The sequence below is a fragment of the Microbacterium sp. MYb54 genome (genome assembly GCF_002979515.1).
Taxonomy (GTDB): Bacteria; Actinomycetota; Actinomycetes; order Actinomycetales; family Microbacteriaceae; genus Microbacterium.
Genome location: NZ_PCPA01000007.1, coordinates 96,205 through 121,234 on the forward strand (window position 1 = coordinate 96,205; position 25,030 = coordinate 121,234).

The window sequence follows — 25,030 nt, forward strand, 5'->3', positions numbered from 1 at the left end:
TCAGGACTCCATCTGGCGCGTGCGCGGGTCGAGGTAGGCGTAGACGACATCCGCGAGGATGTTGGCCACGAGCACCGACAGCGTGATCACGAGGAACACGCCCTGCATGAGGGCGAAGTCCTTGGCGTTGGTCGCATCGAGGAGGAGCTTGCCGACCCCCGGATAGCTGAACACCATCTCCATCACGATCGTGCCGCCGACGATGAAGCCGATCGACAGCGCGAAGCTCTGGATCTGCGGCAGCACCGCGTTGCGCGCGGCGTAGCCCCAGAGCACCCGCTTGTTGGGCATGCCCTTGGCCTGCGCGACCGTGATGTAGTCGTCGTCGAGCACCGTCAGCATCATGTTGCGCATGCCGAGCACCCACCCGCCGAGCGAGGCGACCACGATGGTCAGCGCCGGCAGCGTGCCGTGCATGAGCACCTGGCCGATGAAGTCGAAGCTCCATTCCGGGGATTGCCCCTTGTCGTAGGCGTGCGATGAGGGGAACCACTTCAGCGTCGAGGAGAAGATCGCGATCGCGATGAGCCCGAGCCAGAAGTACGGGATGGTGTTGAAGAACGTCGTCACCGGGATGATCGCGTCGAGCTTGCTGCCGCGCTTCCAGCCGACGACTGCTCCGGCGACCGTGCCGATCGTGAACGAGATGATGGTGGCGATGCCGACCAGGCCGAGCGTCCACGGCAGGGCTGAAGCGAGCACCTCCGCGACCGGGCGCAGTCCGTGCAGCGTCGAGATGCCGAGGTCGCCGCGCAGCAGCATCCCCCAGTACTCGATGTACTGCTGCCAGATCGACTTGTCGGTGTCGATGCCGAGCAGGATGCGCAGCGACGCCTCGGCCTCGGGGCTCACGCTGCGGTTGCGCGCGAGATACGAGCTGACAGCGTCGCCCTTCATGAAGCGCGGCAGGAAGAAGTTGATCGTGATGGCCGCCCACAGCGTGAACAGGTAGAACCCTGCTCGGCCGGCGAAGAAGCGCCACGGGACCTTCCGGTGCGTGCGCTCGGCTGTGGTCGCAGTCGTGCCGACCTCGAGGGCGTCGCGGGCGACGAGGTCGTTGTCGTCGAGCTGGGGGAACGCGGTGCTCACAGGACACCTCCGGTCGATGCTGCCTGTGCGAAGAACTTGTCCGGGTCCGGGGAAGCGGATCGCAGTTCGCGTGTGTACGGGTCCTGCGGGTTCAGGATGACGTCGTCGGCGGCGCCGTACTCGACGACCCGGCCCTGGTTGAGGACCATGATCTCGTCGCTGAAATGTCGGGCCGTGGCGAGGTCGTGGGTGATGTAGAGCACGCCGAGTCCCTCTTCGCGCTGCAGATCGGCGAGCAGGTTGAGCACACCGAGGCGGATCGAGACGTCGAGCATCGAGACGGGTTCGTCGGCGACCAGGAGCGAGGGGCGCGAGGCCAGCGCGCGGGCGATGGCGACACGCTGCCGCTGACCACCGGAGAGCTCGTGCGGACGGCGGTCGATCACGGCGTCCGGATCCAAGCGCACGCGGTCGAGGAGCCGGCGCACCTCGTTCTCGGTCTCCTTCTTCGGCACCACGTCGTCGAGGCGGATCGGGCGCTCCAGGTGATACCGGATCGAGTGATACGGGTTGAGCGAGGCGAACGGATCCTGGAACACCATGCGCAGCTGCTGCCGATACTTGCGAAGCCCCTTGCCACGGCGCGGGATCGACTTGCCGTCGAGCAGCACCTCTCCGCTGGTCGGGGTCTCGAGCTGGGTCAGGATCTTCGCGATCGTGGACTTGCCGCTGCCCGACTGGCCGACCAGCCCGATCGTCTGCCCGGAGACCAGGGTGAAGCTCACGTCGTCGAGAGCCTTGATCTGCCCGGCGCCGCGCACGTTGTACGCCTTCGTGACGTTCCGGAATTCGAGGGTGGTCATCGCACCAGCACCCCTCTCTCCCCGGTCAGCCGGGGGAAGGAAGACAACAGCGTCTTCGTGTACTCGTGCACGGGCTGCGTCCAGATGCGCTCGGCGGTGGCGAGCTCGATGATCTCGCCCTCGCGCATGATCGCGATCCGGTCGCTGATCTCCAGAAGGAGGGGAAGGTCGTGGGTGATGAAGATCACCGAGAAGCCGAACTCGTGCCGCAGCTGCGAGATCTGCTTGAGAATCTCCCGCTGCACCAGCACATCGAGCGCGGTCGTGGGCTCGTCCATGACCATCAGCTGCGGGCGCAGGGCGAGAGCCATCGCGATCATCACGCGCTGGCGCATGCCGCCGGAGAGCTCGTGCGGGAACGAGCGGATGCGCTGGCGCCCGACCTTGACGATCTCGAGCAGTTCCTCGGCCTCGGCACGCCGCTGCTTGCGGTTCATGTCCGGCCGGTGGATCTCGAAGACGTCCTCGAGCTGCGAGCCGATCGTCGCGACCGGGTTGAGGGCGTTCATGGCGCCCTGGAAGACCATCGACACCTTGTCCCAGCGGAAGCGCTGCATGGCATCCACGTCGAGCGCGTTGATGTCGATGTCGACGCCGGTCACATCGTGGAAGGTCACGCTGCCGCTGGTGATGACGGCCGGTGCACGCAGCAGCCGCTGGAGGCCGTAGGCGAGCGTGGTCTTGCCGCACCCGCTCTCACCGGCGAGACCGAGGATCTCGCCGCGCTGCAGTTCGAGGGTGACGTTCTTCACCGCCTCGACGGGCGGATCGACGTCGTACACGACCGAGAAGTCGCGCACGCTGAGCAGGGGGTCTGGCATGGGGGTGTCCTTCGTCGACCTGGTCAGGGGAGCCCGCGCCGTCGTCGAGGCGGGCTCCCCTGCAGGATGATGCTTACTCGGCGGGCTTCAGCTTCGTCAGGATCTGCACGATGTTCTGCTGAGTCGGGTCAGCAGATGCGTACGGGTCCTCTTCCGACGGCCATCCGACGTAGTTGCGGGTGTTGAACTCGCCCAGCAGCGGGTGCGCGCCCAGCGGGATGGCGGGAACCTGCTCGGAGAAGATCGTCTGCAGCGTGTCGAGTGCTGCCGTGCGCTCGTCGTCCGAGGAGGCGTTGGCGTAGGAGTTCAGCGCGGCTGTCGCCGTCGGGTCGTCGAATCGGCCGAAGTTGAAGCCGGCCTTGCCCTCGGGCGAGATCCAGCGCGGGTCCATGGTCGAGGTGTAGAGGCCGTAGGCCGTTCCGCTGTCCTCGAGCCAGTGGATGATCGCGGAGAACGTGCCGTTGTCGCGGGGGTCGGCCCAGCCGCCCCAGTCGGGCATGTCGATCTTGACCTCGGCGCCGATGGCCTCGTTGACGTCTTCGGCGATCAGCTCCTGCGCCGTGTTCCAGTCGCTCCATCCGGAGGGGACGGAGAGCGTGAACGAGACGGGGGTGCCGTCGGGATCGATCAGCGCGTCGTCCTTCCAGGTGTACCCGGCCGTGGTGAGCAGATCGCGAGCCTTCTCGGCGTCGACCGCGTACTCCACGTCCTTGAACTCGGGCTGGATCTCGTCGTCGAGGATCGACGAGAGTCCGGTCACCGACCAGACGGCCTCGCTGGCGCCCTCGCGAGCGATGTCGACGTAGGCGTCGCGGTCGATCACCCAGGCGAGCGCCTGCCGGAAGGCCGGGTCGTCGAACGGCTTCTGCTGCAGGTTCATGAACAGCGTCGCCGAACCGGTGGTCGGCGCTGCCCAGAACTTGTTGTGCTCGGGGTCGGCCGAGAGGAACTGCTCCTTGATCTGCGGGATGAAGGCCTGAGCCCAATCGGCGTCACCGTTGGCGAGGGCCGTGGTGAGCGCGGTGTTGTCGCCGTAGGAGACGTAGTGCAGCTCGGGCACCGAGAGGTCGCCGCCCCAGTAGTCGTCGCGGGCCTCGAGGGTGACCGACTCGGTCGACCAGTTCGAGAGGACGTAGGGGCCGGTGCCGACGAGGTCGTCGCCCTTGACGGGGTTGGTTGCCGGGTCGTCGAGGTTCTCCCAGATGTGCTTGGGGACGATCGGCACGTGCAGGGCCCTGGCCTGGTTGACGTACTTCGAGGCGGCGAACGTGATCACGACGTTGTCCCCTTCGACCACGGCGCTGTCGAGCTGGAGGCCGGCGGTGTCCAGAGCCGGGGTGGAGGCGAGCTCGTACGAGTAGACGATGTCGTCGGCGGTGAAGGGCTTGCCGTCGCTCCAGGTGACGTCCTTGCGCGGCACGACCGTGAGGACCGTGTAGTCGTCGTTCCACTCGAGGCTCTCGGCGAGCCACGGGGTGACGCCGCGGTCGCCGGTCTGGTTCACGAGACCGAGCGTCTCGAAGATGACCTTGCCGTAGCCGTACTTCGAGGCGGACGAGTCACCGACGTAGGGGTTGTTGGATTCGGTGGTGATCGCACCGTCGGGCTTCGCGATCGTCAGGGACGCGGAACCGGCGCCATCGTCGGATCCACCGCCTGCCGAGCATCCGGCCAGGGCCGAGATGCCGAGGGCGGTGATCGCAGTCGCGGCGATCAGAGACTTTCTGAGCTTCATTGCTTCTCCTAGGGCACGGTCGTTGTGCTGTGTCGCCGGTGGATGGGGGTCCCTCGGCCGCTGTGATTTGCTTACTGTCGAGAAAGTAAGCTCCCGTGAGGTTACCGAGTAGTAAGTTGGATCGCAAGCACAGCTCAGCGATGGAGAGGAGGCCGCGGTGGCAGACAGCGACCAGACAGTGCGCGTGCGCCCGGCGACTCTCGCGAAACGCGAGCAGATCCTCAAGGCAGCCGTCGAGATCTTCGGCAACAAGGGGTCGACGAACGGCACCCTGGCGGATGTCGCAGAGCAGGTCGGCATCACCCATGCGGGCGTGCTCCATCACTTCGGATCGAAGCAGAAGCTGCTGCTCGAGGTGCTGGCCTACCGCGATCAGACAGATGTAGCCGAACTCGCCAAGAAGCACATCCCCGACGGGCCCGAGCTGTTCCTGCACCTGGTGCGCACGGCCTTCGCGAACGAGAAGCGACCGGGCATCGTGCAGGCCTACACGGTGCTGTCCGCCGAGTCGGTCACCGACGACCATCCGGCGCGCGGCTTCTTCGAAGACCGCTACACGACGCTCCGCCGCGAGGTCACAGCCGCGTTCCGCGAGTTGTGCGCCCAGGAGGGCGTGCGCGATCCCGACACGATCGCCGAGGCCGCGGCCGCGATCCTCGCCGTGATGGATGGCCTGCAGCTGCAGTGGCTCCTGCATCCCGGGATCGTCGAGCTCGGCGGGGCGAGCGAGTTCGCGATCCAGGCGATCGTCAACGCCGTGCTGCGTCCCGGCCCCGAGCTGAAGACCTACGTGCACCCCGCCTGATCCCTCGGCCGCGCACCCTCGGCAACCGACGTCGGCCCGGCTAGGCTCGGGCCATGACGATCGACCTCGAAGCGCTCTACATCGACCTGCACCAGCATCCTGAGCTCTCGTTCCAGGAGACGCGCACCGCCGGCATCGCCGCCCAGCACCTGCGCGACCTGGGTCTCGAGGTCGAAGAGGGCGTCGGGGTCACCGGTGTCGTCGGCGTGCTGCGCAACGGCGAAGGACCCGTCGTGTGGGTGCGAGCCGACATGGATGCACTCCCCGTCGAGGAGCAGACCGGCCTGTCGTACGCGAGCACCGCGAAGGGCGTCGACCCCGCCGGTACGACCGTTCCCGTCATGCACGCGTGCGGCCACGACATGCACGTCACCGCCATGGTCGGCGCCGTCGAAAGGCTCGTCGCCGAGCGCTCCGACTGGTCCGGCACCCTCGTCGTGCTGATCCAGCCGGCAGAGGAGTACGGCGCCGGGGCGCGCGCGATGTTGGACGACGGGATCCTCGACCGCTACCCGAAGCCCGATGTGGTGCTCGGCCAGCACGTGACCCCGCTGCCCGCCGGTGTGATCGGTGTGCGCAGCGGCACCCAGATGGCCGCCTCCGACGGACTCACCGTCACCCTGCACGGTCGCGGCGGACACGGCTCGCGCCCGCACGCCACGATCGACCCGGTCGTGATGGCCGCGGCCACCGTGATGCGCCTGCAGACCATCACCTCGCGCGAGATCGACCCGCAGGGCGTCGCGGTCGTGACGGTCGGCTCGATTCACGCGGGACTGAAGAACAACATCATCCCCGCCGAGGCGAAGCTCGAGCTCAGCCTGCGCTATCCGAACGAGGAGACGCGCGAGAAGGTGCTCGCGAGCGTCGAGCGCATCGTGCGGGCCGAGGCCACAGCCTCGGGCGCCGAGCGGGAGCCCGAGATCCGCACCGACCACACGCTGCCCGCGACGATCAACGACGAGGATGCCACGGCACGCGTCACCGCCGCCCTGCAGCGCGCACTGGGCGAGGCGGCCGTCATCGACCCCGGCATGTTCACCGGCAGCGAGGATGTCTCGTGGTTCGCCCGCGACGCCGGCGCGCCCCTCGTGTTCTGGTTCTGGGGCGGCATCGACCCCACCCGGTTCGCCGAGGCCGTCGCCGCGGGCCGCCTGGGCGAGGACATCCCCACCAACCACTCGCCGTTCTTCGCACCCGAGATCCACCCGACGATCGAGGTCGGCGTGACCGCGCTGTCGGCCGCGGCACGGGAGTTCCTCGCGTAGAGGCGGACGGCCTGCCCACAACGCTCACACGGGTGCGTCTGGCTTGCGCAGGAAGATATGCAGGCCAGGAGCCTTTCGATCGGTCGACTGCTCCACGAGGAGATGACGGCGCAGGAGGTTCGCCATCCCCGCGGGAATCGGATCGATCGCGTTGGTCTTCTTGACGTCTTGGGAGCCGAAACCGGCCAAGAGCGTCACAGACCTGCTGTCCGCACACCTCAGCTCGACGCGGGCGTAGTCCGTGTCGACACGGATCAGCACGCGAGAGATCGACGCCCAGGAGATCGCTCGCGCCGCCGCGGCTCCGATGATGCGGATCCCCTCGTCATCCCATTCGATGACGTAGCGCTTCCTTCGCCAGGCGAAGACCCACAGCAAGACGAGCACGATGATGATCGCCAGGCCACCGGCGACCAGCACGACACCGGATCTGCCGAGCATGATCTCGGTCTCCAGGGAGAACGCGATCAACGCCCCCGTGGCGGCAGCTCCCCCCACGATGATGCACCCGACGATGATCGCGACCAGTTGGAGCATGGAGACTCGTGTCGCCCGGATCGTCAACCGGTATCCGTCGCTATCCCGCCCGATCGGCTCCCACATCCCGGTCAACCGCCGTTCCGGCGAAACGTCGGACGGTCCAGCACTGCGTTGTCCCAGACCCAGGTCGCTCGCTCCTGCGGTCGGGCTTCGGCGAGGTAAAGACGCTGACCACCCACGTACCTGCGGTTGGACGGCGCCTCCGGGTCGGGGTCGTGGCTCCCCGGGAATCGGGCGTTGCCACGGGGGACGCTGACCTCGAAGGGGGCGTGGACCCAGACCGTGGCGTCCCATACCGCTGCGAGCTCGGGACGCTGGAGGAAGATCCCGTCGACGAGCACGACTCCCGATGAAGGGACGGCGATCGGTGCAGGATCGACGGGTTCGTCGCGATCGACGTCCCAGACCCCCGGCGTAATCGTCCCATGCGCGCGCAGGGCATCGACGACACAGGCGCGAAAGGCGTCGTATCGGTACGAACCGGAGTAGAAGCCTTCCGGGCCTGTCCCTGCCGCGACGCGGTCGACCTTCGGGCGATGGAATCCGTCGATGCTCACGCCGACCGTCGGCCTGCGCGCGCGCCGTCGAGCGTGTTCTGAGAGTTCGCGGGAGAGGTGCGTTTTCCCTGCGCCATCGAAGCCGTCGATGGCCACCAGGATGCGTTCGTCCGGACGAAGACTCTCGATCTCGTCCCAGAGCTGCGCCAGCACAGCTGAGCGCGAGTACGTGGTGGGCACGCCCCGCTCAGCCTCCGATCGCGTTCATCCCGCGTGCCGGCTGCAGGAAGGAGGGATCGTCGATCGCGTGCCCCGGCAGCTTGCCGTGGACGCAGGAACGCAGCAGCGCAGCGATCTCGTCGGCGCGTTCCCCCGGCGCGGAGGCGGACTCCCCGCGCAGCAGCCCGGTCAGGTCGTACTCGGCGAGCGAGAACAGGCAGTTGCGCAGCTGGCCGTCGGCGGTCAGCCGCAGGCGGTCGCAGGCGCCGCAGAACGGGGCAGTGACCGAGGCGATCACACCGACCTCGTGCGGCCCGCCGTCGATCCGCCACTTCTCGGCCGGAGCGCCACCGCGGCCCTCGACCGGCTCGAGACGCCAGCGTTCCCCCAGCGACGCGAGGATCTCCTCGCGTGTGACCATCGAGGCACGATCCCAGGTGTGTCCGGCATCCAACGGCATCTGCTCGATGAATCGCAGCTGCGCGCCCACACTCATCGCGAACTCCACGAGGTCGACCAGCTCATCGTCGTTGACCCCGCGCATCGCGACCGCGTTCAGCTTGAGGGGGCGGAGCTCGGATGCCGCGGCGGCGGCGATGCCCTCGAACACGTCGTCGAGACGGTCGCGGCGGGTGAGGTCGGCGAAGCGCTGTCGGTCGACCGTGTCGATGCTGATGTTGAGGCGCGTCAGCCCGGCATCGATCAGTTCCGGAAGTTTCTTGGCGAGGCTGATGCCGTTGGTGGTCATCGCGACCTCGACCGGGCCATCCTCCCCCTCGATGCGGGCGATGCGCCTCACGACCTCGACGATGTCGGTCCGCAGCAGCGGCTCGCCGCCGGTGAGACGGAAGGTGCGGATGCCGAGCGCCGCGGCCACCTCGGCGACCTCGACGATCTCGTCGGTGGAGAGGATGCTCGTGCGGGCGAGCCATTCGTTGCCCTGCTCGGGCATGCAGTACGTGCAGCGCAGCGAGCAGCGGTCGGTGAGCGAGATGCGCAGATCGCGATGCACGCGGCCATGCGTGTCGACGAGACCCCCACCGAGGCCCGAGGCGTGCGGCGCGGAATCGACGTGCGGCGCGCGCACACCGATCACGACCGGTACGGCCGTCATGGCGCTCCCACACTCCCCGTCATCGTTCGAGACTAACCCGCGGACCGCCGCCGAGGGCCGACCCGACGACGACGACCGGCAGATTGCACGCAAGAGATCCCTATAGCTGATCGGCCGTCGGCAGTCCTTCAACGTGGACGCGGCCCCCCTTCAGTGCGGGTGATCGGCGGTTTCGACTCGTCCAAGTCTGATCCTCGCCGCGCACCAGTCGGCGATGCCGTCGACTGCCGCGGCCACTGTGGGACCGTGGAAGCCAGAAGAGTTGGAGTCGAAGAATCGATCACCGCTGTCCCCTCCGAAGACGAGAAAGTCGTGAGGAGTGTTGACCACCTGCATGCTCTCGTGGTTGACCTGGAAGTCGTTGTCGTATATATCGCTGTTCTCCGCATAGATACCGCGGACGGAGACGTGGTTGAAAGACGCATAGTCGAGCGCACCACTCGGGAGCGGTGCGGCGACGAGAACCGCTGCAATGACCGAGGCATCCGAGTTGGAGAGGGCGCTCCAGATGGGAGTCCCCGCGTCACCAACACCGATGACGCACAAAGGCCGCGCGACGGCCTTCTTCTCGATTTCGGCGAGCACTCCCTGGACGCCGGCGGGATCAACCCATTGTGCGGGCTCACCGTGACTGTTGCGAGAGCGGAACGGTGGAGTTCTTGTTTCAGGCTGTCGTCGCTCGTGCCCATCCCGTCGCTGAACAACACCGCGACCCCCAGAAGGCTGGTGCCATCGGCTACATCGGTCCACGTCGTCGTGAACTCCGCGCCGTTGACCGTTACCGGGAAACTCTGCTGAGCGGGAGCGCTGCACCCAGCCGTGGCGGTGCACAGCACGATCGCGAGCGACGCGCCGATGGCACATCGACGCGTCGCTCGTAGTTGCTTCGTCACACGGCGGCCAGACGCTCGCGTGTCAAGGTGGGTGAAACTCGATCGAGACAGTCCTTCTCGTCCATGTAGAGCTGCCACTTGTCTCGGTTCGCGCCGGTTCCCATCACGCAGTAGTACCCGTAGAACGCCCCCGGGTTGTTGGCCATGTGTGCCTTGCCGGCCGCTTGGCATTTCGCTTTCGTTGCGTAGTATCCCCACGGGTACGGGGTCATCGGCTGGATCGACGACACGTAGTCCGTGTTCCCCACGGCGGAGACTACAACCGCTTCAGAGGGAGAGGCGCCGCCACCGGCGGCGGCATAGCCGGGACTCGCCAGTAAAGCGATTCCCAGCATGGCGGCTGCTGGCACCGCAAGTACTGCCATCTTCTTTCTCATGAGATCTCCTTCGATTCATATGGGTGGATCCATGCCCGCACCTCGAGCGCGCTTGCAGGCACCGCGCTCAGCGCCGATGTCCAGTGTTTGACGATGCCGACAACGCGGTAGTCACCATTCGGACTCATCGCCTCCCCCGCCAGGAGGAGGTTGTTGTCCCGGTCCTCGTTGGCGAGAATCTCCTGTGCGAGTCGAAGCATGGCCGAGGTGTTCTGCGAGTGGACAACGACTAGGTAGCTTCCTAGAAGCGGCCTCAGCTCATCCTCAACGCGCATGACATCAGTGGCCGCGACAACGACCGCAAAATGCTCGGCGTCATTCACCACAACGAAATGCAATGCAGCTTCTTTCTCGACCAGCTCCCCAGCGACCGACCGAACGAGGGAGAGATCGATCCCGGCTCGGCTATCAGCAGCAGAGGGCAAAAGGAGAAGAGCCTGCGTACCCAAAGACGGAGGCGGCGCCAGGACTGAGGCATCCTCAGCTACCGGGACAATGTCCCGAACCGCGACGGCTCCCTCGCTGGCCCAGACTCCTCGGACCTCGGCGTAGTCGTTGACGAAGCGATGGAGATCTGAGTGTCCTTGTAGGCGAATCCCGGCATCTTCCATAGGAAGGCGGGTCTCAGGTGATAGCGACACCACAGGAATCAGCCACGAGTCGTGTTCGTCTTGCCGGACCAGTCCTTGGGCGGCAATGGTGTCCCCCGCCGTCGCCCGTCTCGAAATGTCTGACATCGTCACCAACTCCTTTTCTCGCACCAACGCTGGCGCGAGCCCCTTCAGAGTTCTCCTGCTACCGCTCAGATACGAACTTCTGGTCTTATTGGCCGCGGTCGGAGGGAACGCTGACGGCAACAGGCTTTCATCATCCACACCCACCGCGAGGTCGTCTGTAGGTCATTTGGGGGACAGATATTTTGTGAGCCAGCGACACAGTCTCCTACGTCACTGAACGCCTCAGCGCCGCCCCCGCGAAGGGGCGCCCCCCACTGATGACGTATACCGGTATGAAGCAGTACTGGCAGAGAATTCAAAGCTCGGTCACGAGGCAAGGCGGCGTCGCGGGCTTCGGCCCTCCTCCCCCGAAACGAGGAATCGGGCAGACCCCGAAGCACCCGTCCGAGCACGTCTGCAGTTCAGAACTCCGCGACGAACCGCACCAGCTCCGGATCAATTCGCAACCAGGTGCGTTCGCCGACCGCCACCCCTCCGGCAGCAGTCAGTGACATGTCAATCGCTCCCACATCGGTGTGCACGCGCACACCCGCGAGCGTCGGCTCGACCCGTGTCACCACGGCCACCCACGAATTTACGTCCGCATCGCCGACGTGCACATCCGCCGGCCGGAAGACCGCGGCGAGCGCGACGCCCTCGACCGCGGCGAGCGCGCGTGAAGCCGGATCCACGCTGGTCAGCCGCACCTCACCGCCCCGCCACGCGCCTCCACTTGCGACGCCCACCAGACGGTTGACGCCCGCAATCGAGGCGACGAAGCCCGTGGCCGGGGCCGACAGCACCTCGCGGACCGGCCCGCTCTGCGTGACCCGGCCTGCCTCGACGACGACGAGCCGATCCGCCAGCGCGACCGCATCAGCGGCATCGTGCGTGACCGCGATCGTGGTGATCCCGGTCAGCTGATCGCGCAGCATCTGCCGGATGTCGCCCGCCGTCGCCGGGTCGAGCGCCACCAGCGGTTCGTCGAGCAGCACCGCGCGGGGGGATGCGGCGAGCGCTCTGGCGACGGCAACCCGCTGCCCCTCTCCACCGGAGAGTTCCCGCGGCATCCGATCCCCGGCGCCGGGGAGGCCGACACGTGCGAGCCATTCATCGGCCGCATCTCGCGCCGCGCTGGCATCCGTCCCTGCCGCGCGAGGGCCGAAGGCGACGTTCTCCCGCACGGACAGGTGCGGGAACAGTCGCGCGTCCTGCCCGAGAAGCACGATGCCACGGCTCATGGGCTCAGTCCGCACCCGCGGTGAGGCGACGCGGTCGACCACGCGTCCCGCGACCTCGATCTCTCCTGCGCTCAGCGGTTCGAGTCCGGCGAGCGCCTGCAGCAGGGTCGACTTGCCCGCACCGCTCGGCCCCATGATCGCGACCGTCTCGCCGACGGCGACCTGCACCGCGACCTCGACAGCGAAATGCTCCCGCTCGACCACGATGCGTGCGCGCAGCCCCGGTGTCTCGGCAGCGGGACCGTTCGCCGCGGTCATCGCGCCGCTCCCGGTCGCCAGCCCCGCACGAGCAGCAGCACGACGATCGCGGTCGCGAGCAGCAGCAGAGCGAGAGCGACCGCTGTGCCCTGCGAGACCCCCGCGCCGTTGAACGCGGTGTAGATCGCGAGAGGCATCGTCTGCGTGACGCCCGGCCGGTTTCCGGCGAACAGCGCCGTCGCCCCGAACTCGCCGATGGCCCGCGCGAAGCACAGCACGACTCCGGCGACGATGCCGGGCGCCGCGAGCGGCAGGGTGATGCGGCGCAGGATCGTCCATCGTCCGGCGCCGAGTGCGGCTGCCGTGCGCTCGTATTCCACGCCGGAGGTGCGCACCGCGCCCTCGACGGCGAGCACCAGGAAGGGAAGTGCGACGAAGGTCTGCGCCAGCACGACGGCAGGGGTGCTGAACGACAGGCCGAGTGCGCCGAGCCATCCCGCACGCCCGAACAGATAGAGCAGGGCGACGCCGCCCACCATCGGCGGCAGCACCAGCGGCACCGTGACGGCCGCTCGGAGCACCGCAGCCACTCGAGGTCCGGAGCGGGCGATGTACAGCGCGAGCGGCACTCCCACGATGAGACACAGCACGGTGGCCACGAGACCGGTGCCGAGCGAGAGCATGAGCGCCGAGAGCGCAGCCTCCGACGTCACATCGGCCAGGAAGGTCGACCACTGCACCCGCGCGACGAGTGCAGTGAGCGGCAGGATCAGGAAGACCAGACCGATCAGCGCAGGGACCGCGAGCGCACGGGGAGCGTAGCCCCGTGCGACGACCGCACTCATGGAGCCCCGAAGCCGAAGTCCGCCAGGATCTTCTGACCCGCCTCCGACAGCACGAACGCCACGAACGCGTCGGCAGCCTCAGAGTTCGGCGCATCGGAGAGCGCCGCGATCGGGTAGTGGTTGACGACCTCGTCGGCGCCGTCTGGCACGATCACCTCGACGTCGTCTCGTCCGATCACGTCGGTGGCGTACACGAGTCCGGCATCGGCTTCGGAAGCGGCGACCTTCGTGAGCACAGCCGTCACGTTCTGCTCGAGGCTCGCGGCATCGACCGTCACGCCCGCCGCCGAGAGCAGCTTCGCGGAGGCCGCACCACAAGGCACCTCCGGCGCGCACAGCACCGTGGTCACATCGGCCAGATCGGCCAGGGTCTCGACACCGCCGGGGTTGCCCGCCGGCACCGCGATCACGAGGGTGTTGGAGGCGAAGAGCGTCGGGTCGACCGCGACATCGGCCGCCTTGTCCATGTTCGCCTCGTCGGCGGAAGCGAACACATCGGCCGGTGCACCTTCGAGGATCTGCGTGACCAGCGTCGATGAACCGTCGTAGACGGGGCTGAACTCCACATCGGGGTTCTCGGCGGTGAACGCCTCGCCGATCGCGTCGAAGGCCCCGGAAAGGGATGCCGCGGCGTAGACCGTGAGCTCGCCGCTCACGGCGCTCTCCTTCGCGGTCGCCGACGGTGACGGGGTGTTCTCCGCGGCAGCTGCGCAGCCGGTGAGGGCGAGTGCGGCGGCGGCGAGGACGGCTACGGCGGAGCGGCGGAGCGTGCGGTTCATGTCAGCCTTTCGGTACTTCGACGACGACCTGAGTCGCCTTGACGGATGCGGTGGCGAGCGAACCGACCTCGAGCTGCAGTTCCCGTGCAGCTTCCGCAGACATCAGCGAGACCACGCGATGTGGTCCGGACTGGATGTCGATCTGCGCCATCAGCCCGTCGATCTGCACGCGGGTCACGATGCCGACGAAGCGGTTGCGGGCGGAAGAGACCACGTCGCCTGCGACCTTCGCCTCTTCCGCGAGGGCCACGGCGCGCGCGGCGACCGCATCCCCGGGGATCTCGGACGGCGCGGCATCGGTGACGGGCAGGAGCCCCTGCTCGATCCAGCGCCGCACGGTGTCGTCGCTCACTCCGAGCAGCTGAGCGGCACGAGCGATCCGGTAGGTCTGCATGGAGTGATTCTACCGCATATGCGGAGAAACTCCTCGAATAAACCCGAGATTGCGAGGTATCATCGGGCGCCTCACCGTGACGAGCCGTCTCCGCGTACATGTCGCAATCGATGCCGAGACACATCTGTTCGAGGGCGACCATGCGATGAACATGCGTGACCGCGAGCAGAAAGGCCGCGCCGGCCGCCAGATGGTCGGCATGCGGGGCCTCTCCCGCCGGCAGCTCGCCATCCGTTCCCGGACGCTGCGTTACGTCGCACAGACGATGCGCTGGAACCGGGAAGCGATCGCCGCGATGTTCAGCGGCCCCGATCAGCACGCCAGTAGATTACTCCGCCGGTACCGCGTGGATGAGTGGCGCGTCGTTCGATCAGGAGCCCAGCCTCAGTGAGCTCGTTGAGATGCTTGCCCACACCAATTCGAGTGAGCTCGAGGGCATCCATCAGCTCGATCGCCGTGAGCTCGTCGTGCGCAAGCATCAACCGCAGCAGGTCAACGCGCACCCGCGAGGCGTCCAGAAGCGCGATGCCTTCCGACAGGACGGACGGCGCATCGTCCTCAGATTTGTTGTTCACGAGGTTTCCCAGGACGAGGCCACGGGTAGGTCTCAACACGCTGCCATGCTTCTGCGACGCTCATGGACGTCGGGACCCGTTCACCGGGGATGCCTTCTGCGACAACGCAATCCAGGAACCAGGACGCGTCGCGCAGCGCGTTCACATATCCCTCATGCCCACGAGAGACGGCCCCCATGATCGCGGCGATCTTCTGCGCCTGGCGCACGGTGATCCGCACCGGCTCATCGTCTCCGGGCTTCGGGCCGTCTGTCACGGACTGAAACCACTCCGCGACCTTCAACTCGTACTCCGGATCCGCCGGGTCGATGGGGAGTTCGTTCTCCTGCGTCATGTGTGCTCCGTTCTCACGCCGCGGCTAGTCGGCGGCATCTTTCCAGTGGAGGCCCAGAAGTAAGAAAGCGTTCACGAGCTCGGGTACGCCCTCGGTTACCGCCTCCGCTGGCCCGGGCGTGATGTGTTCGCTGACAAGCGCGTCCGATCTTTCGAAGACGGCCCATAGCCTGATGTCATCGCCCATCCGGCTGCGGAATGCAATCCCGTCAACTGCAGGCTGCAGGCTTGAGGTGTCTCGGAGATCGAAGAGGTGCCGCGCGATCGTTCGAGTCACGCTGCGTCGGTTCGCGTTCTTGAGGAGCGCGACGTCGACCTCACTCGGGGAAACTCCCAGCGAGGCGAGCACGCCGGCGTCGACGAGGTAGCCAACGCCCTGTGACGTGGTGATCTCGGCGTAGCTTCCCCTCTGGCGTCCGCGAGCGAACATGCGTCCGCTGAGCCACGAGAGCCCGATGGCGCCCCGCTCCGGATCCGGATAGGTGTCGACGAGGGCAGCATCGTCCTGGATCTCGTTCAGCTCGAGGAAAGCCGTGTCGTTGGGGCGCTGCGGGGCCAGGAGCTCCAGGAAGCACCCCAAGAGGCTGTCCGACGTGTAGAGAGTGCGAAACTGCGCGTTCTGGTCGTCCCACCGGCCATTGAAACGCCCACCATCCGAGGCGAACTGCCACGGCGCCCACTGCCACGGGTCGGGCGCGTAACCCACCCGCCACACCTCCCCGGGATCGCCAGAGACTGGCAACGGCAAATGCGAGCTCATCCGACGAAAGCGAACGAGTTCGCAGCGGCCATCACATCGCGCGCGGCATCGACGGGATGCTCGTTCCGGATGTATCGGGCCGGCGCCTCGAAGTCCAATGCCGGGTTCGACCCCAACATCCAACTCTGAATCGTCGCTGGTTCATAGCGCTCACGCAGAAGGCGCGCAGCCTGAAAGGCCAGCCGAAGGCGGGCCTCATCCTCCGCACCAGGAGAACGGAGACCTGCGGCCCAGTCACTCACCGGACGAGTGTTCTTCACGTTTCCTACATAAGCCACCAGCCGCACACCCAGCAGATCTCGAAGCCGAGTGACCAGCTCAGAGAAAGAGAGCTCGACCGACTCGCGCTGCGCCTGCAGCCCGGGACGCTGATCGGAAACAACTGCACGGGTGCTCATGCCATCCATGCTACCCCACATCTAGGTAATCCGACCTTAAATCGGCACCTTTATCACGCTCATTTTCAGTAGTCGAATCGCCGACATCGGCTACTATGTCAACTTAAATTGACGGGGTGGCCATCCTTCCCGCTTCTCGCTGCCGTGCTTGAATGAGCGAATGGACCATGCAGCAGCGATGACGCGCGCGAGAACCCCGGGCGAACTCGTCTGGCATTACGCCACCCTCGATACGCTCACACTGATCCTCCAAAGCAATTCGCTGCTGGCGACCGAGGTGAGCTTCCAGAACGATATCCGCGAGACATCCACGGCCGACTCCGCGTTTCGCGAAGCTCTAGAAGCGATGCTGGGCGAGTCGGATGACGCGGGCTTTGCACGCGAGGCCCTCAACCTTCTCAGGGACATCGACAGTGGGCTAGCGTCGTCAGATTCCATGATTGGTGAGCTCACACGGGATGCGCGATTCATCTTATGTGGCACCGACGACCCAGACTCGCTGTATGCATGGCGCACCTATGCGCATGATGGCATCGGATGTGCGATTGGACTCGATCCCTCGGTCGCGCTCGGGATCGTGGATCCTTCCCTCTCCTCGTTCCAACGCCGCATACGTCACTGGCGCCCTGTGGTGTACGAACCAGACGAGACAGCCAGGTTCGCGCGATCGCTTCTCCTTCAGCTCCGGCGGCGATGGCTGGAGGCGCGCGGAAGGACCCCCACCGAGGAGTCGGCAGGTGGGGCATTCGGGATTCTCATTGCCAATCTCACGGAGGCCCGGTCCCGGGTGCGTGCCATCGCGAAAGATCCGTCGTTCCAGGACGAGCACGAACAACGGGTGACGGTCGAAAGCTTGACACGCCACGCGATCGTCACAACCCCGAGCAGCATGGGTCCACGTCCCCACGTGCGACTAGTCGCGGCCGATCACGGCGCCTGGGGTCACGCAATCACGGATGCCGCCGACGCTCCGAAACTCCCCATCCGCGCAATCAGACTTGGCCCCAACGCGCCAGATAGCGCCCTGACTGCCACCAAGTGGTTGCTGTTCGCGAATGGATATGACCTCGACCCTGTGTACATCGAAGAGCACTCGACAGCTACGACGTTCGCAACATCCGTCGTTCTTGACACCTCCCGACACCCGTATCGAACACGGTAGACGCCGGCATCGACTTCAAGGTCGAATAGTACTCCGGAGTACTAATGCGATCCGCTATCGGGAAGACCCGCCGCTCATCGATCGCGCATGGTGGTGCTGCGCTGCTCGATAGACGCTGGTACGCGAGGTGTTGAACAGGCCGGCGATCTCGACCAGCGTCATGTTGCCATCCTCGAGGGGCTTGGCGATCGCCGCGTCCTGTTTCGGCGAGAACCGCGGCTGGCCCCACGCCCGGCTGTCGATGTCGACGACCTGCACGGCCCAGCACAGACGCTGATTGGCTGGGAACCGGGTTGCCTTGATGCAGAATCGCCGACCGTTTCTGCGAAATTCCAGCGGCTTCGCGCGATGTCCGCCAATTGGGGGACAGACGCCAACCCACCAGATCAATAGCATCCAATCATGACAAGACGTAAATCAATACTGATCATCGTTCCGCTCCTGGCTGGTCTGCTCGTGGGTGCGCCGGCCACAGCCGCTATGGCGGAGTCGGTAGCACAAGCGCCCGAAGACGCATGTCTTAGCCGTGCAGCTGAGTACATAGAGGAGAACGCCCAGGCCGAGCAGATTCACTACGCTGCATGCGTAGGGAACACTGCGACGATCTCAGTCCCTGATGGCGCCGGCGGGGCAGTCGTAGTCGCCTCAGAGCAGAGTGCGAGCGATCCGGCTGAAAGAACGCCGCTGGATGGGCAGCAGTCGACGACGACGCGACGAGCAGACGATATGACCGGGAGTTGCACAATTTACGGCTCCTACGAGGTCGGCTGCCAGTGGAAAATCAAGTACACGAAGTGGCAGGGCACGACCCCGGTCTGGACCCGCAGTATTACCGAGACCGCGACACTTTTCCTGCAGACAAATAGCCATGAGTTGAAGTTGAAGTTCAATCACGATCAAGGCATCCCCTTCTTCCTGACCGGGAACGCTGACGTTATGAACATGCAGGGATGGGCGCCTCCGACTGTTGACGACCCCTATCACTACTCGGTGTATGCGTCCCTCGGGTCAACTAGCTTTTCTAACTGGACCGGAAGGTCCAATAGCGGCGCTGCGAAGTTCGCAATGTACTTCACCACCGACTCGATCACCGACGAGGCAGAACAGGCCACGATTCCGATCACGGGCATCGTCATGACTCCTCGGTTCCAGTGCGCCGCCGTTCCGGTGAACGATCCGACTACGGACGTGCAGTGTGAGTATCCGAACGGGGAGGAAGCTCCTGTCTTCTAATCTCAATATGCTCGCAGAACTCGCCGCGGTCGATCCCCCATCGCTGATCCGAGTCAAGGCGCACTGGAGATCTTTCGACAGATCGGAGATCTGGGATGCCACTGTTGATCACGCAAATCAAAAATGGTCAGCCACAGATCTGACCAATGGTCGAACAGTATCCTTCTCTGAAGGATTGATTCACACCGAGACAACCTCCTACCCATCGGCCGCATATCGTTCCCAGGCGCCGGCTTTTGTCCTCAAAATGCTTATCCCGGAGCTCATGAGTGTCTGGGGAAGGCGCAACGACCCCTTGAGGCCCGTGAGCGTGAGAACCATCGAGGACGGCCTGAAACTGCTCACCGTGCAGCACAAGGATGAAGCGGCCGTCCTCGAGACACTGGTGTTGGATATGAGGCTTGGTATCGTCGTCAAGCACTTCGGTATGTTGACCGCGACAGAAGTGGAAGTTCAAGAAGTGCGGCCACCTGCCCCGGTGATTCTCTGAAAGATCTGGATCGGAAGAACGGCAAGGGCCGGTCCCCCTAGGGCCGGCCCCGATGACACCGTTCGGCGATCCCGCTGGTCCCGTCGATGAGCACATATCGGAGGATGCGTCCGCACTTGTCGACGTCTGCTTGCGTGGGGTCGCTGAGGAGTTCGACGTCTTGCCCGTAGACCAGCTCGTTGAGGAATGTGCGGGCTTCTTCGGCGTAGCATTCGCTGGTCTCTCCCCCGCGTCCGATCTCTGGGGTATCGATCCCGATCAGTCGCACCCGTGCGGTCCCGTCGGCGGTGGTGAGGTCGATTGTGTCGCCGTCGATGACCGCCACGACTTCTGCCGTCTCCCTGACCAGCTCGGTCATCGCGGTGTCCATGTCGTGCGTGCAGCCTGTGAGGCCAGGACGGCGAGGAGGGTCGTTGCTCCCCCGGTCAGGCGGTTCATGCGACGGGGCTTTGTTGTTCGGCGGGCTGCCATTCGCCGGTGGGCTCGTCCGCGCCGCGGGAGCGCCGGCGGCGCATGAGCTGCCGCTCGAGGTCCGTGTGGTTGGCCTTTTGCGCCGAATGGCCGATACCGCATGCGTCAGATTTCCGCGAAGATGGCTGTTCGACGCACTGGAGAGGCTCTCGACGATGACGGCACCGAATCAACCGACGGACGACCTGTCCGACTTCGCCGAGCTGATGACCCACGAGCAGGAGTTCCTCTCCCCTCGTGATCGAGTCGATCCGGAGGTGCGCCGGAAGCGCAGGCGGCGGGGGCTCATCATCACGGGGGCCTTCATCTTCCTGCTGCTGGCTGCGGCCGGTGGGTACATCGCGTGGGCTCTCACCACTCCCGTGAATCCGCCGACGGTGACCACCCAGACGCCGCAGGTCCCGACCGTCGAGGCCGCGTCGATAGCCACACCCCCGGCGGGCGCCTCGGCACTCAGCGTCGCCGGTGCAGACGCCTATCTGGGCGAGGGAGCGAGTGGAATCTGGTCGTCGAGTGGAACCGGCGAGGCCCTCCCCATCGCGAGCATCACCAAGCTCATCACTGCACTGGTCATCCTCGACGCCGTCCCGCTCGCCTCTGCCGAAGATCCAGGCCCCACGATCACCTTCAGCAAGTCCGATCACGACCTCTACGACCGGTACTACGTGCTGGGCGCGACCATCGCCCCCATGCCGACCGGCACCTCGATGTCGCTGCACGATGCCCTGGCCGCCATGCTGATCCCTTCGGCGAGCAACTACGCCGAGGCGTTGTCGTCCCGGATCTTCGGATCGCAGAACGCGTTCCTCGGCGCGACGCGCGATTGGCTCTCCGCCAACGGGCTCGCCGGAACGACGATCACGGAGCCCACCGGCATCAGCCCCCGCAACACGAGCACGCCTTCCGACCTCCTGGCGATCGGGAAGCTCGCCGCCGCGAATCCGGTGATCGCTCAGATCGTGGCGACCCCGTCGATCTCGCTCCCCGGCGCCGGTCAGCTCCACAACACCAACGGCCTCCTCGGAACCAGCGGGATCACGGGGTTGAAGACCGGCACGCTGGGCGAGGGCACCTACAGCCTGCTGTACACGGCGACCCTCGTCGTGGGCACCGCCGATCCGCTCGCGGTGACCGGCGTCGTTCTCGGAGGATCATCGCGTGAGTCGGTGAACACCAGCGTGATCGCCACACTGGACAGCCTCCGTGCCGGTTTCCACGCGGTGCCTGTCGCGACGTCCGGGCAGGAGGTCGGCACGATCGCGACGCCCTGGGGTTCCACGGCCCGGCTGGTCATCGGCGAGGAGGCATCGATCTTCACCTGGTCGGATACACCGATCACCGTGACGATGGACATCAAGACCCCGCCTTCCTATCGAGATGGTTCGGCGGTGGGGACCGTGACCTGGACCGCGGGCCCGAACACCGTCACCGCCCCGGTCGAGATCAAGGGGAGCATCGACCCGCCGTCCGAGTGGTGGCGGCTCACCCACCCGTCCGAGCTCGGCTCGATGGCGGATGCCGCCGACTGAGACACCATGCAACTGCCGGGCATACGCTGAACGCATGCAGCCCCTCGTCGCCCCCGCCGCCGCGCTGGACCCGGAAGAACTCGTGCGCACCGCGCGGCACGCCGTGCTGGCCGGTATCGGCGAAGAAGGGCAGCGCCGCCTGAACGCCGCCCATGTCGCGGTCGTCGGTGCGGGAGGCCTCGGCTCACCGGTGCTGCTCGCACTGGCTGCGGCGGGGATCGGCGCGATCACCGTGATCGATGATGACGTCGTCGAGCTGACCAACCTGCAGCGCCAGCTCGCACACCGGGTGGAAGACATCGGGACCAGGAAGACCGCCTCAGCCGCGCGCGCGATCACCGCGCTCGCCCCGCAGTCCGTCGTGACCCAGATCGCCGAACGCCTCGACGCCGCCAACGCCCGACGCCTGCTCGAGGGTGCCGATGTGGTGGTCGACACGAGCGACTCCTTCGCCACCCGCCGTGACGTGGCCGCTGCGACCGAGACGCTCGGGCTGCCGCTCGTGTGGGGTGCCGTGCAGGAGTGGCACGCGCAGGCCACCGTGTTCTGGTCGCGACCGACCGAAGGAGACCCCGTGGTGCTCACCGACCTCTTCCCGCTCGACACCGAGGGCGAGCCGCCCAGCTGTGCCCAGGTCGGCGTGCTCGGCGCCCTGTGCGTGCAGGTCGGCGGGATGCTGGCCGGCGAGGCGATCAAGCTCGTCACCGGAGCGGGCGAACCGCTGCTCGGACGCCTGGCCATGATCGACGCACTCACCGGCCGGCAGCACGAGATCGCGATCCGGTCGGCTGCAACAGCGTCGGCATCGGCATCGGCGGTGTCGGCATGAGCGGCCGTCGGACGGTCGAAGAGCAGCTCGACCGCGTGCTCGACGCCGTGCAGGTGCTCGAGGTCGAGACGCGCCCGGTGCGGGATGCTGCGGGGCGCACCCTCGCCGATCCGGCGACCGCCGCCCACGACATCCCCCTCTTCGACAACTCGGCGATGGACGGCTTCGCAGTGCGCGAAGCGGATGTCGCCGGCGCATCAGAGGAGCATCCGGTCACCCTGCGAGTGGTCGCCGACCTTCCAGCCGGCGTCGCGACCGACCCTCCACTCGGCAGGGGCGAGGCCGCCCGCATCATGACCGGGTCGCCGACCCCGACGGATGCCGACGTGATCGTGCCCTTCGAGGACACCGCGGGCGGGCTCGCCGATTCCCTCGGCGAGGTACAGGTGCTGCGGGCGCCGGCCAAGCCCGGCGTCTTCGTGCGGCGCCGAGGGGCGGATCTGCATGCGGGCGACGAGGTCGTGCTCGCCGGCGAGCGCCTCGGGGCCTTCCAGGTCGCGGCCGCCGTCGCCGCCGGCATCGCCGAGGTCACGGTGACGCGTGCGCCTCGGGTGGCCGTGGTGTCGACGGGCAGCGAGCTGCTCGCTCCCGGCGACACCCCAGAACGCGGCCGCATCCCCGACTCCAACGGTCCGCTGCTGGAGCAGCTGGTGGCGGATGCCGATGCCGAGGTGGTGCTGGTCGCGCGCGTTCCCGACGAGGCCGACGCCGTCAAGGCCGTCACCACCGAGGCCACAGCCCTCGGGGCAGACGTGATCGTCTTCACGGGTGGCGTCAGCGCCGGCGCCTACGAGCCCGTGCGCGGCGCCTTCGACGGCGGTGGCGAGGTCGAGTTCAGCGCCGTCGCGATGCAGCCGGGCAAACCGCAGGCCTTCGGGGTGCTCGAAAGCGGGTGCCTGGTCTTCGGGCTTCCGGGAAATCCCGTGAGCGTGGCGGTCTCGTTCGAGGTGTTCGTGCGACCTGCGCTGTTCGCGATGCAGGGACGCACTCAGATCCACCGCCCGCGTGCGCCGTTCACCGCCGACGCGTCGTGGACGCCGCCACCCGGTCGTCGCCAGTACCTTCCCGCCGTCGTCGATCTCGCCGCGCGCACCGTGCGTCCGGCCACCGCCGGCGGATCGGGTTCGCACCTCGCCGGCGGGCTCGCCCGTGCACACGCGTTCGCGATCGTGCCGGCGGAGGTCGAGACCGTCGCCGTGGGCGATGTGATCGATGTCATGCTGGTCGGATGAGCTTCCCTCACCTTGACGCGGCTGGCCGCGCGCACATGGTCGACGTGACCGCGAAGCAGCCGACCGTCCGCACCGCGACCGCCCGAGGCTTCGTGCGCTGCAGCGACGACGTGATAACCGCCCTCCGCGACGGCACCGTGCCGAAGGGTGACGTGCTCGCCGTGGCACGCATCGCCGGGATCCAGGCGGCCAAGTCCACCCCCGCGCTGCTGCCGCTCGCGCACGTGATCGGCGTGCACCGGGCGAGCGTCGACCTCGAGATCGTCGACGACGGCGTGCGCATCGAGGCGACGGTGGGCACAGCCGACCGCACCGGTGTCGAGATGGAGGCTCTCACGGCCGTGTCGGTCACCGCCCTGGCGATCGTCGACATGATCAAGGGCGTCGACCGCGCCGTCGTGATCGAAGACGTGCGCATCGTGGCGAAGTCGGGCGGGCGCTCTGGCGACTGGGTGCGCCCCGGCGAAGCCAGCCCCTTCGTCGAATCCGGGAACACCGGAGACGCCCGATGACACGCGTGCGCTACTTCGCCGCGGCCGCCGAGGCCGCGGGCACCGACAGCGAGGAGCGCGGCGAGACTTCGCTGGTCGCGTTGCGCGCGGAGATCGTGGCCGAGCATCCGGCACTCGCCGAAATCCTGCCGCGCTGCGCGGTGCTCGTCGATGGCGTCCGCACCGACGGCGACCTCGCCCTCGACGACGCCGAGCTCATCGACATCCTCCCGCCGTTCGCCGGCGGTTGACGCGAACGGCTCAGCCGCCGATGCCCTTCCACGACGACGTCCCGTCGACCTCGAGCTGACGCTTCCACACGGGGAGGTCGCTCTTGATCGCCTCGATGACCGCCCGACACACCTCGAACGCCTCGGCTCGATGCTCGGAAGCGACCGCGATCACGACGGCCGCGTCGCCGACGTCCAGATGTCCGATGCGATGGCTCACGGCCACCACGGCCGGGGTCGACGCTTCGGCACCAGCCTCTTCGGCGATCCGCCGCAGCGTCGCCTCGGCATCGGGGTGAGCGCTGTATTCGAGCCCGACCACCGGCGTGTCCGCGTCAGGGTCGTTGTCTCGCACTCGACCGACGAAGGTCGTCACCGCTCCCAGCCGGGGGTCTTCGACCGCGGCGAGGTGCGCATCGAGATCGAGGCGCTCCTCCGACACCGCTGCGATTCTCACGTCGTTCATGAGTGGTCTCCGCCTTCTACTTGGTCCAGGATGTGGGCGGCGACGCCGAGCACCACGGGTATGCCGGATGCCACGGCGCGCGGGGATCCGGGAAGGTTCACCACGAGCATGCCGGCGGGGTCGACGATGCCGGCGAGCCCACGAGACAGCAACGAGAGCGGGGTGTCGGCGAGGCCGCTACGCCGCAGCTCCTCGGCGATGCCCGGGATCTCGCGGGTGATCATCCGCCGGGTTCCCTCCGGCGTCAGATCTCGCGGCCCGACACCGGTTCCCCCTGTGGTCACGACCAGCCGGATTCCACGCGCTGCCGCTCTGCGAAGAGCATCCGCCACCGAGTCGACGCCGTCTGCGACGATCTCGGCATCCGGGCAGTGCCACCCTGCCTCGCGCAGCAGACCGACCGCGATCGGGCCACCGCGATCCTCACGCTCACCCGCGAAGGATCGATCCGAGACGGTGATCACACAGGCGGGGAGTGGCGTCATGGCTCCACCCTA

At 66.7% G+C, this 25,030-nt stretch carries 32 protein-coding genes and 1 pseudogene; 11 read left to right on the top strand and 22 right to left on the bottom strand.

Annotated features, from left to right (window positions below; all coding sequences use genetic code 11):
• The 4 genes from CQ040_RS09840 to CQ040_RS09855 form a co-directional block, all read right to left on the bottom strand.
• A complete protein-coding gene (locus tag CQ040_RS09840; RefSeq protein WP_105527184.1) occupies positions 1-1,089 on the bottom strand; it encodes an ABC transporter permease in 1,089 nt (362 codons plus the stop codon).
• The gene (locus CQ040_RS09845; RefSeq protein ID WP_105527185.1) at positions 1,086-1,892 is read right to left on the bottom strand and encodes an ABC transporter ATP-binding protein; all 807 of its coding nucleotides are present in this window, start codon (positions 1,890-1,892) and stop codon (positions 1,086-1,088) included. Before CQ040_RS09845 ends, CQ040_RS09840 begins: the two co-directional genes overlap by 4 nt.
• Positions 1,889-2,713 (bottom strand): ABC transporter ATP-binding protein, encoded by an 825-nt coding sequence (locus tag CQ040_RS09850; RefSeq protein ID WP_105527186.1) that lies wholly within the window; start codon positions 2,711-2,713, stop codon positions 1,889-1,891. The genes CQ040_RS09845 and CQ040_RS09850 overlap by 4 nt, the downstream gene beginning before the upstream one ends.
• Positions 2,714-2,786: 73 nt before the next feature.
• A complete protein-coding gene (locus tag CQ040_RS09855) occupies positions 2,787-4,448 on the bottom strand; it encodes an ABC transporter substrate-binding protein (protein ID WP_105527187.1) in 1,662 nt (553 codons plus the stop codon).
• A 157-nt stretch (positions 4,449-4,605) separates the two neighbouring features.
• Here CQ040_RS09855 and CQ040_RS09860 point away from each other — a divergent pair, with 157 nt between their 5' ends.
• Positions 4,606-5,253 carry a TetR/AcrR family transcriptional regulator gene (locus CQ040_RS09860; RefSeq protein WP_105527188.1) on the top strand — a complete coding sequence of 216 codons (648 nt, stop codon included), beginning with the start codon at positions 4,606-4,608 and terminating at the stop codon, positions 5,251-5,253.
• A gap of 53 nt (positions 5,254-5,306) precedes the next feature.
• Entirely contained in the window at positions 5,307-6,521 is a 1,215-nt protein-coding gene (locus CQ040_RS09865; RefSeq protein WP_105527189.1) for an amidohydrolase, read from the top strand.
• Positions 6,522-6,545: 24 nt separating this feature from the next.
• Here the strand turns inward: CQ040_RS09865 and CQ040_RS09870 are convergent, their stop codons facing one another.
• The 10 genes from CQ040_RS09870 to CQ040_RS09915 form a co-directional block, all read right to left on the bottom strand.
• Positions 6,546-7,058, bottom strand: coding sequence for a hypothetical protein (locus CQ040_RS09870; RefSeq protein ID WP_105527190.1), 513 nt, complete (start codon positions 7,056-7,058; stop codon positions 6,546-6,548).
• Between the two features lie 71 nt (positions 7,059-7,129).
• The gene (locus tag CQ040_RS09875; protein WP_105527191.1) at positions 7,130-7,798 is read right to left on the bottom strand and encodes a uridine kinase; all 669 of its coding nucleotides are present in this window, start codon (positions 7,796-7,798) and stop codon (positions 7,130-7,132) included.
• Positions 7,799-7,805: 7 nt separating this feature from the next.
• Positions 7,806-8,891 carry a GTP 3',8-cyclase MoaA gene (gene moaA / locus CQ040_RS09880; RefSeq protein ID WP_105527192.1) on the bottom strand — a complete coding sequence of 362 codons (1,086 nt, stop codon included), beginning with the start codon at positions 8,889-8,891 and terminating at the stop codon, positions 7,806-7,808.
• Positions 8,892-9,041: 150 nt separating this feature from the next.
• Entirely contained in the window at positions 9,042-9,476 is a 435-nt protein-coding gene (locus CQ040_RS09885) for a hypothetical protein (protein ID WP_105527193.1), read from the bottom strand.
• A gap of 304 nt (positions 9,477-9,780) precedes the next feature.
• The gene (locus tag CQ040_RS09890; RefSeq protein WP_105527194.1) at positions 9,781-10,161 is read right to left on the bottom strand and encodes a hypothetical protein; all 381 of its coding nucleotides are present in this window, start codon (positions 10,159-10,161) and stop codon (positions 9,781-9,783) included.
• Positions 10,158-10,898 (bottom strand): hypothetical protein, encoded by a 741-nt coding sequence (locus CQ040_RS09895; RefSeq protein WP_105527195.1) that lies wholly within the window; start codon positions 10,896-10,898, stop codon positions 10,158-10,160. The genes CQ040_RS09890 and CQ040_RS09895 overlap by 4 nt, the downstream gene beginning before the upstream one ends.
• Before the next feature lie 401 nt (positions 10,899-11,299).
• Positions 11,300-12,376 carry a sulfate/molybdate ABC transporter ATP-binding protein gene (locus tag CQ040_RS09900; protein ID WP_105527196.1) on the bottom strand — a complete coding sequence of 359 codons (1,077 nt, stop codon included), beginning with the start codon at positions 12,374-12,376 and terminating at the stop codon, positions 11,300-11,302.
• A complete protein-coding gene (modB, locus tag CQ040_RS09905; protein WP_105527197.1) occupies positions 12,373-13,161 on the bottom strand; it encodes a molybdate ABC transporter permease subunit in 789 nt (262 codons plus the stop codon). Before modB ends, CQ040_RS09900 begins: the two co-directional genes overlap by 4 nt.
• A complete protein-coding gene (gene modA / locus CQ040_RS09910; RefSeq protein WP_105527198.1) occupies positions 13,158-13,940 on the bottom strand; it encodes a molybdate ABC transporter substrate-binding protein in 783 nt (260 codons plus the stop codon). Before modA ends, modB begins: the two co-directional genes overlap by 4 nt.
• 1 nt (position 13,941) lies before the next feature.
• Positions 13,942-14,334, bottom strand: coding sequence for a molybdopterin-binding protein (locus CQ040_RS09915; protein WP_105527199.1), 393 nt, complete (start codon positions 14,332-14,334; stop codon positions 13,942-13,944).
• Positions 14,335-14,410: 76 nt separating this feature from the next.
• Here CQ040_RS09915 and CQ040_RS20685 point away from each other — a divergent pair, with 76 nt between their 5' ends.
• Positions 14,411-14,725, top strand: coding sequence for a hypothetical protein (locus tag CQ040_RS20685; protein ID WP_181156874.1), 315 nt, complete (start codon positions 14,411-14,413; stop codon positions 14,723-14,725).
• Between the two features lie 37 nt (positions 14,726-14,762).
• Here the strand turns inward: CQ040_RS20685 and CQ040_RS21235 are convergent.
• The 4 genes and pseudogenes from CQ040_RS21235 to CQ040_RS09935 form a co-directional block, all read right to left on the bottom strand.
• Positions 14,763-14,813, bottom strand: a pseudogene (locus CQ040_RS21235) (hypothetical protein); the annotation flags it as partial.
• 79 nt (positions 14,814-14,892) lie between these two features.
• Positions 14,893-15,243 carry a hypothetical protein gene (locus CQ040_RS09925; protein ID WP_105527201.1) on the bottom strand — a complete coding sequence of 117 codons (351 nt, stop codon included), beginning with the start codon at positions 15,241-15,243 and terminating at the stop codon, positions 14,893-14,895.
• A 24-nt stretch (positions 15,244-15,267) separates the two neighbouring features.
• Positions 15,268-15,948 (bottom strand): RES domain-containing protein, encoded by a 681-nt coding sequence (locus CQ040_RS09930; protein WP_181156861.1) that lies wholly within the window; start codon positions 15,946-15,948, stop codon positions 15,268-15,270.
• Between the two features lie 50 nt (positions 15,949-15,998).
• A complete protein-coding gene (locus tag CQ040_RS09935; protein ID WP_105527203.1) occupies positions 15,999-16,400 on the bottom strand; it encodes a hypothetical protein in 402 nt (133 codons plus the stop codon).
• Positions 16,401-16,560: 160 nt separating this feature from the next.
• Between CQ040_RS09935 and CQ040_RS09940 the strand changes: the two genes are divergently transcribed.
• Complete coding sequence (locus tag CQ040_RS09940) at positions 16,561-17,562, top strand: DUF2971 domain-containing protein (protein WP_105527204.1); 1,002 nt, start codon at positions 16,561-16,563, stop codon at positions 17,560-17,562.
• Positions 17,563-17,616: 54 nt separating this feature from the next.
• On the opposite strand, the gene CQ040_RS20470 is transcribed toward CQ040_RS09940, so the two are convergent.
• Complete coding sequence (locus CQ040_RS20470; RefSeq protein WP_146113899.1) at positions 17,617-17,958, bottom strand: hypothetical protein; 342 nt, start codon at positions 17,956-17,958, stop codon at positions 17,617-17,619.
• 6 nt (positions 17,959-17,964) lie between these two features.
• Here CQ040_RS20470 and CQ040_RS20475 point away from each other — a divergent pair, with 6 nt between their 5' ends.
• Both CQ040_RS20475 and CQ040_RS09955 read left to right on the top strand, forming a co-directional pair.
• Positions 17,965-18,795 (top strand): hypothetical protein, encoded by an 831-nt coding sequence (locus CQ040_RS20475; RefSeq protein ID WP_146113900.1) that lies wholly within the window; start codon positions 17,965-17,967, stop codon positions 18,793-18,795.
• Between the two features lie 7 nt (positions 18,796-18,802).
• On the top strand, positions 18,803-19,285 hold the full coding sequence (locus CQ040_RS09955) for a hypothetical protein (RefSeq protein ID WP_146113901.1): 483 nt from the start codon (positions 18,803-18,805) through the stop codon (positions 19,283-19,285).
• A 37-nt stretch (positions 19,286-19,322) separates the two neighbouring features.
• On the opposite strand, the gene CQ040_RS09960 is transcribed toward CQ040_RS09955, so the two are convergent.
• Entirely contained in the window at positions 19,323-19,655 is a 333-nt protein-coding gene (locus CQ040_RS09960) for a thermonuclease family protein (RefSeq protein ID WP_105527208.1), read from the bottom strand.
• Positions 19,656-19,911: 256 nt separating this feature from the next.
• Here CQ040_RS09960 and CQ040_RS09965 point away from each other — a divergent pair, with 256 nt between their 5' ends.
• Genes CQ040_RS09965 through CQ040_RS09985 form a run of 5 tightly spaced genes read left to right on the top strand, consistent with a single transcriptional unit; the run spans position 19,912 to position 24,088 of the window.
• Positions 19,912-21,285 carry a D-alanyl-D-alanine carboxypeptidase family protein gene (locus CQ040_RS09965; RefSeq protein ID WP_105527209.1) on the top strand — a complete coding sequence of 458 codons (1,374 nt, stop codon included), beginning with the start codon at positions 19,912-19,914 and terminating at the stop codon, positions 21,283-21,285.
• A gap of 34 nt (positions 21,286-21,319) precedes the next feature.
• On the top strand, positions 21,320-22,114 hold the full coding sequence (locus CQ040_RS09970) for a HesA/MoeB/ThiF family protein (protein ID WP_105527210.1): 795 nt from the start codon (positions 21,320-21,322) through the stop codon (positions 22,112-22,114).
• The gene (glp, locus tag CQ040_RS09975; protein ID WP_105527211.1) at positions 22,111-23,346 is read left to right on the top strand and encodes a gephyrin-like molybdotransferase Glp; all 1,236 of its coding nucleotides are present in this window, start codon (positions 22,111-22,113) and stop codon (positions 23,344-23,346) included. Before CQ040_RS09970 ends, glp begins: the two co-directional genes overlap by 4 nt.
• Positions 23,343-23,858 carry a cyclic pyranopterin monophosphate synthase MoaC gene (gene moaC, locus CQ040_RS09980; protein WP_105527212.1) on the top strand — a complete coding sequence of 172 codons (516 nt, stop codon included), beginning with the start codon at positions 23,343-23,345 and terminating at the stop codon, positions 23,856-23,858. Before glp ends, moaC begins: the two co-directional genes overlap by 4 nt.
• Complete coding sequence (locus tag CQ040_RS09985) at positions 23,855-24,088, top strand: MoaD/ThiS family protein (protein ID WP_105527213.1); 234 nt, start codon at positions 23,855-23,857, stop codon at positions 24,086-24,088. The genes moaC and CQ040_RS09985 overlap by 4 nt, the downstream gene beginning before the upstream one ends.
• Before the next feature lie 10 nt (positions 24,089-24,098).
• On the opposite strand, the gene CQ040_RS09990 is transcribed toward CQ040_RS09985, so the two are convergent.
• The gene (locus tag CQ040_RS09990) at positions 24,099-24,533 is read right to left on the bottom strand and encodes a molybdenum cofactor biosynthesis protein MoaE (protein WP_105527214.1); all 435 of its coding nucleotides are present in this window, start codon (positions 24,531-24,533) and stop codon (positions 24,099-24,101) included.
• Positions 24,530-25,018 (bottom strand): molybdenum cofactor biosynthesis protein B, encoded by a 489-nt coding sequence (locus CQ040_RS09995; protein WP_105527215.1) that lies wholly within the window; start codon positions 25,016-25,018, stop codon positions 24,530-24,532. Before CQ040_RS09995 ends, CQ040_RS09990 begins: the two co-directional genes overlap by 4 nt.
• Between the last annotated feature and the right edge of the window lie 12 nt (positions 25,019-25,030).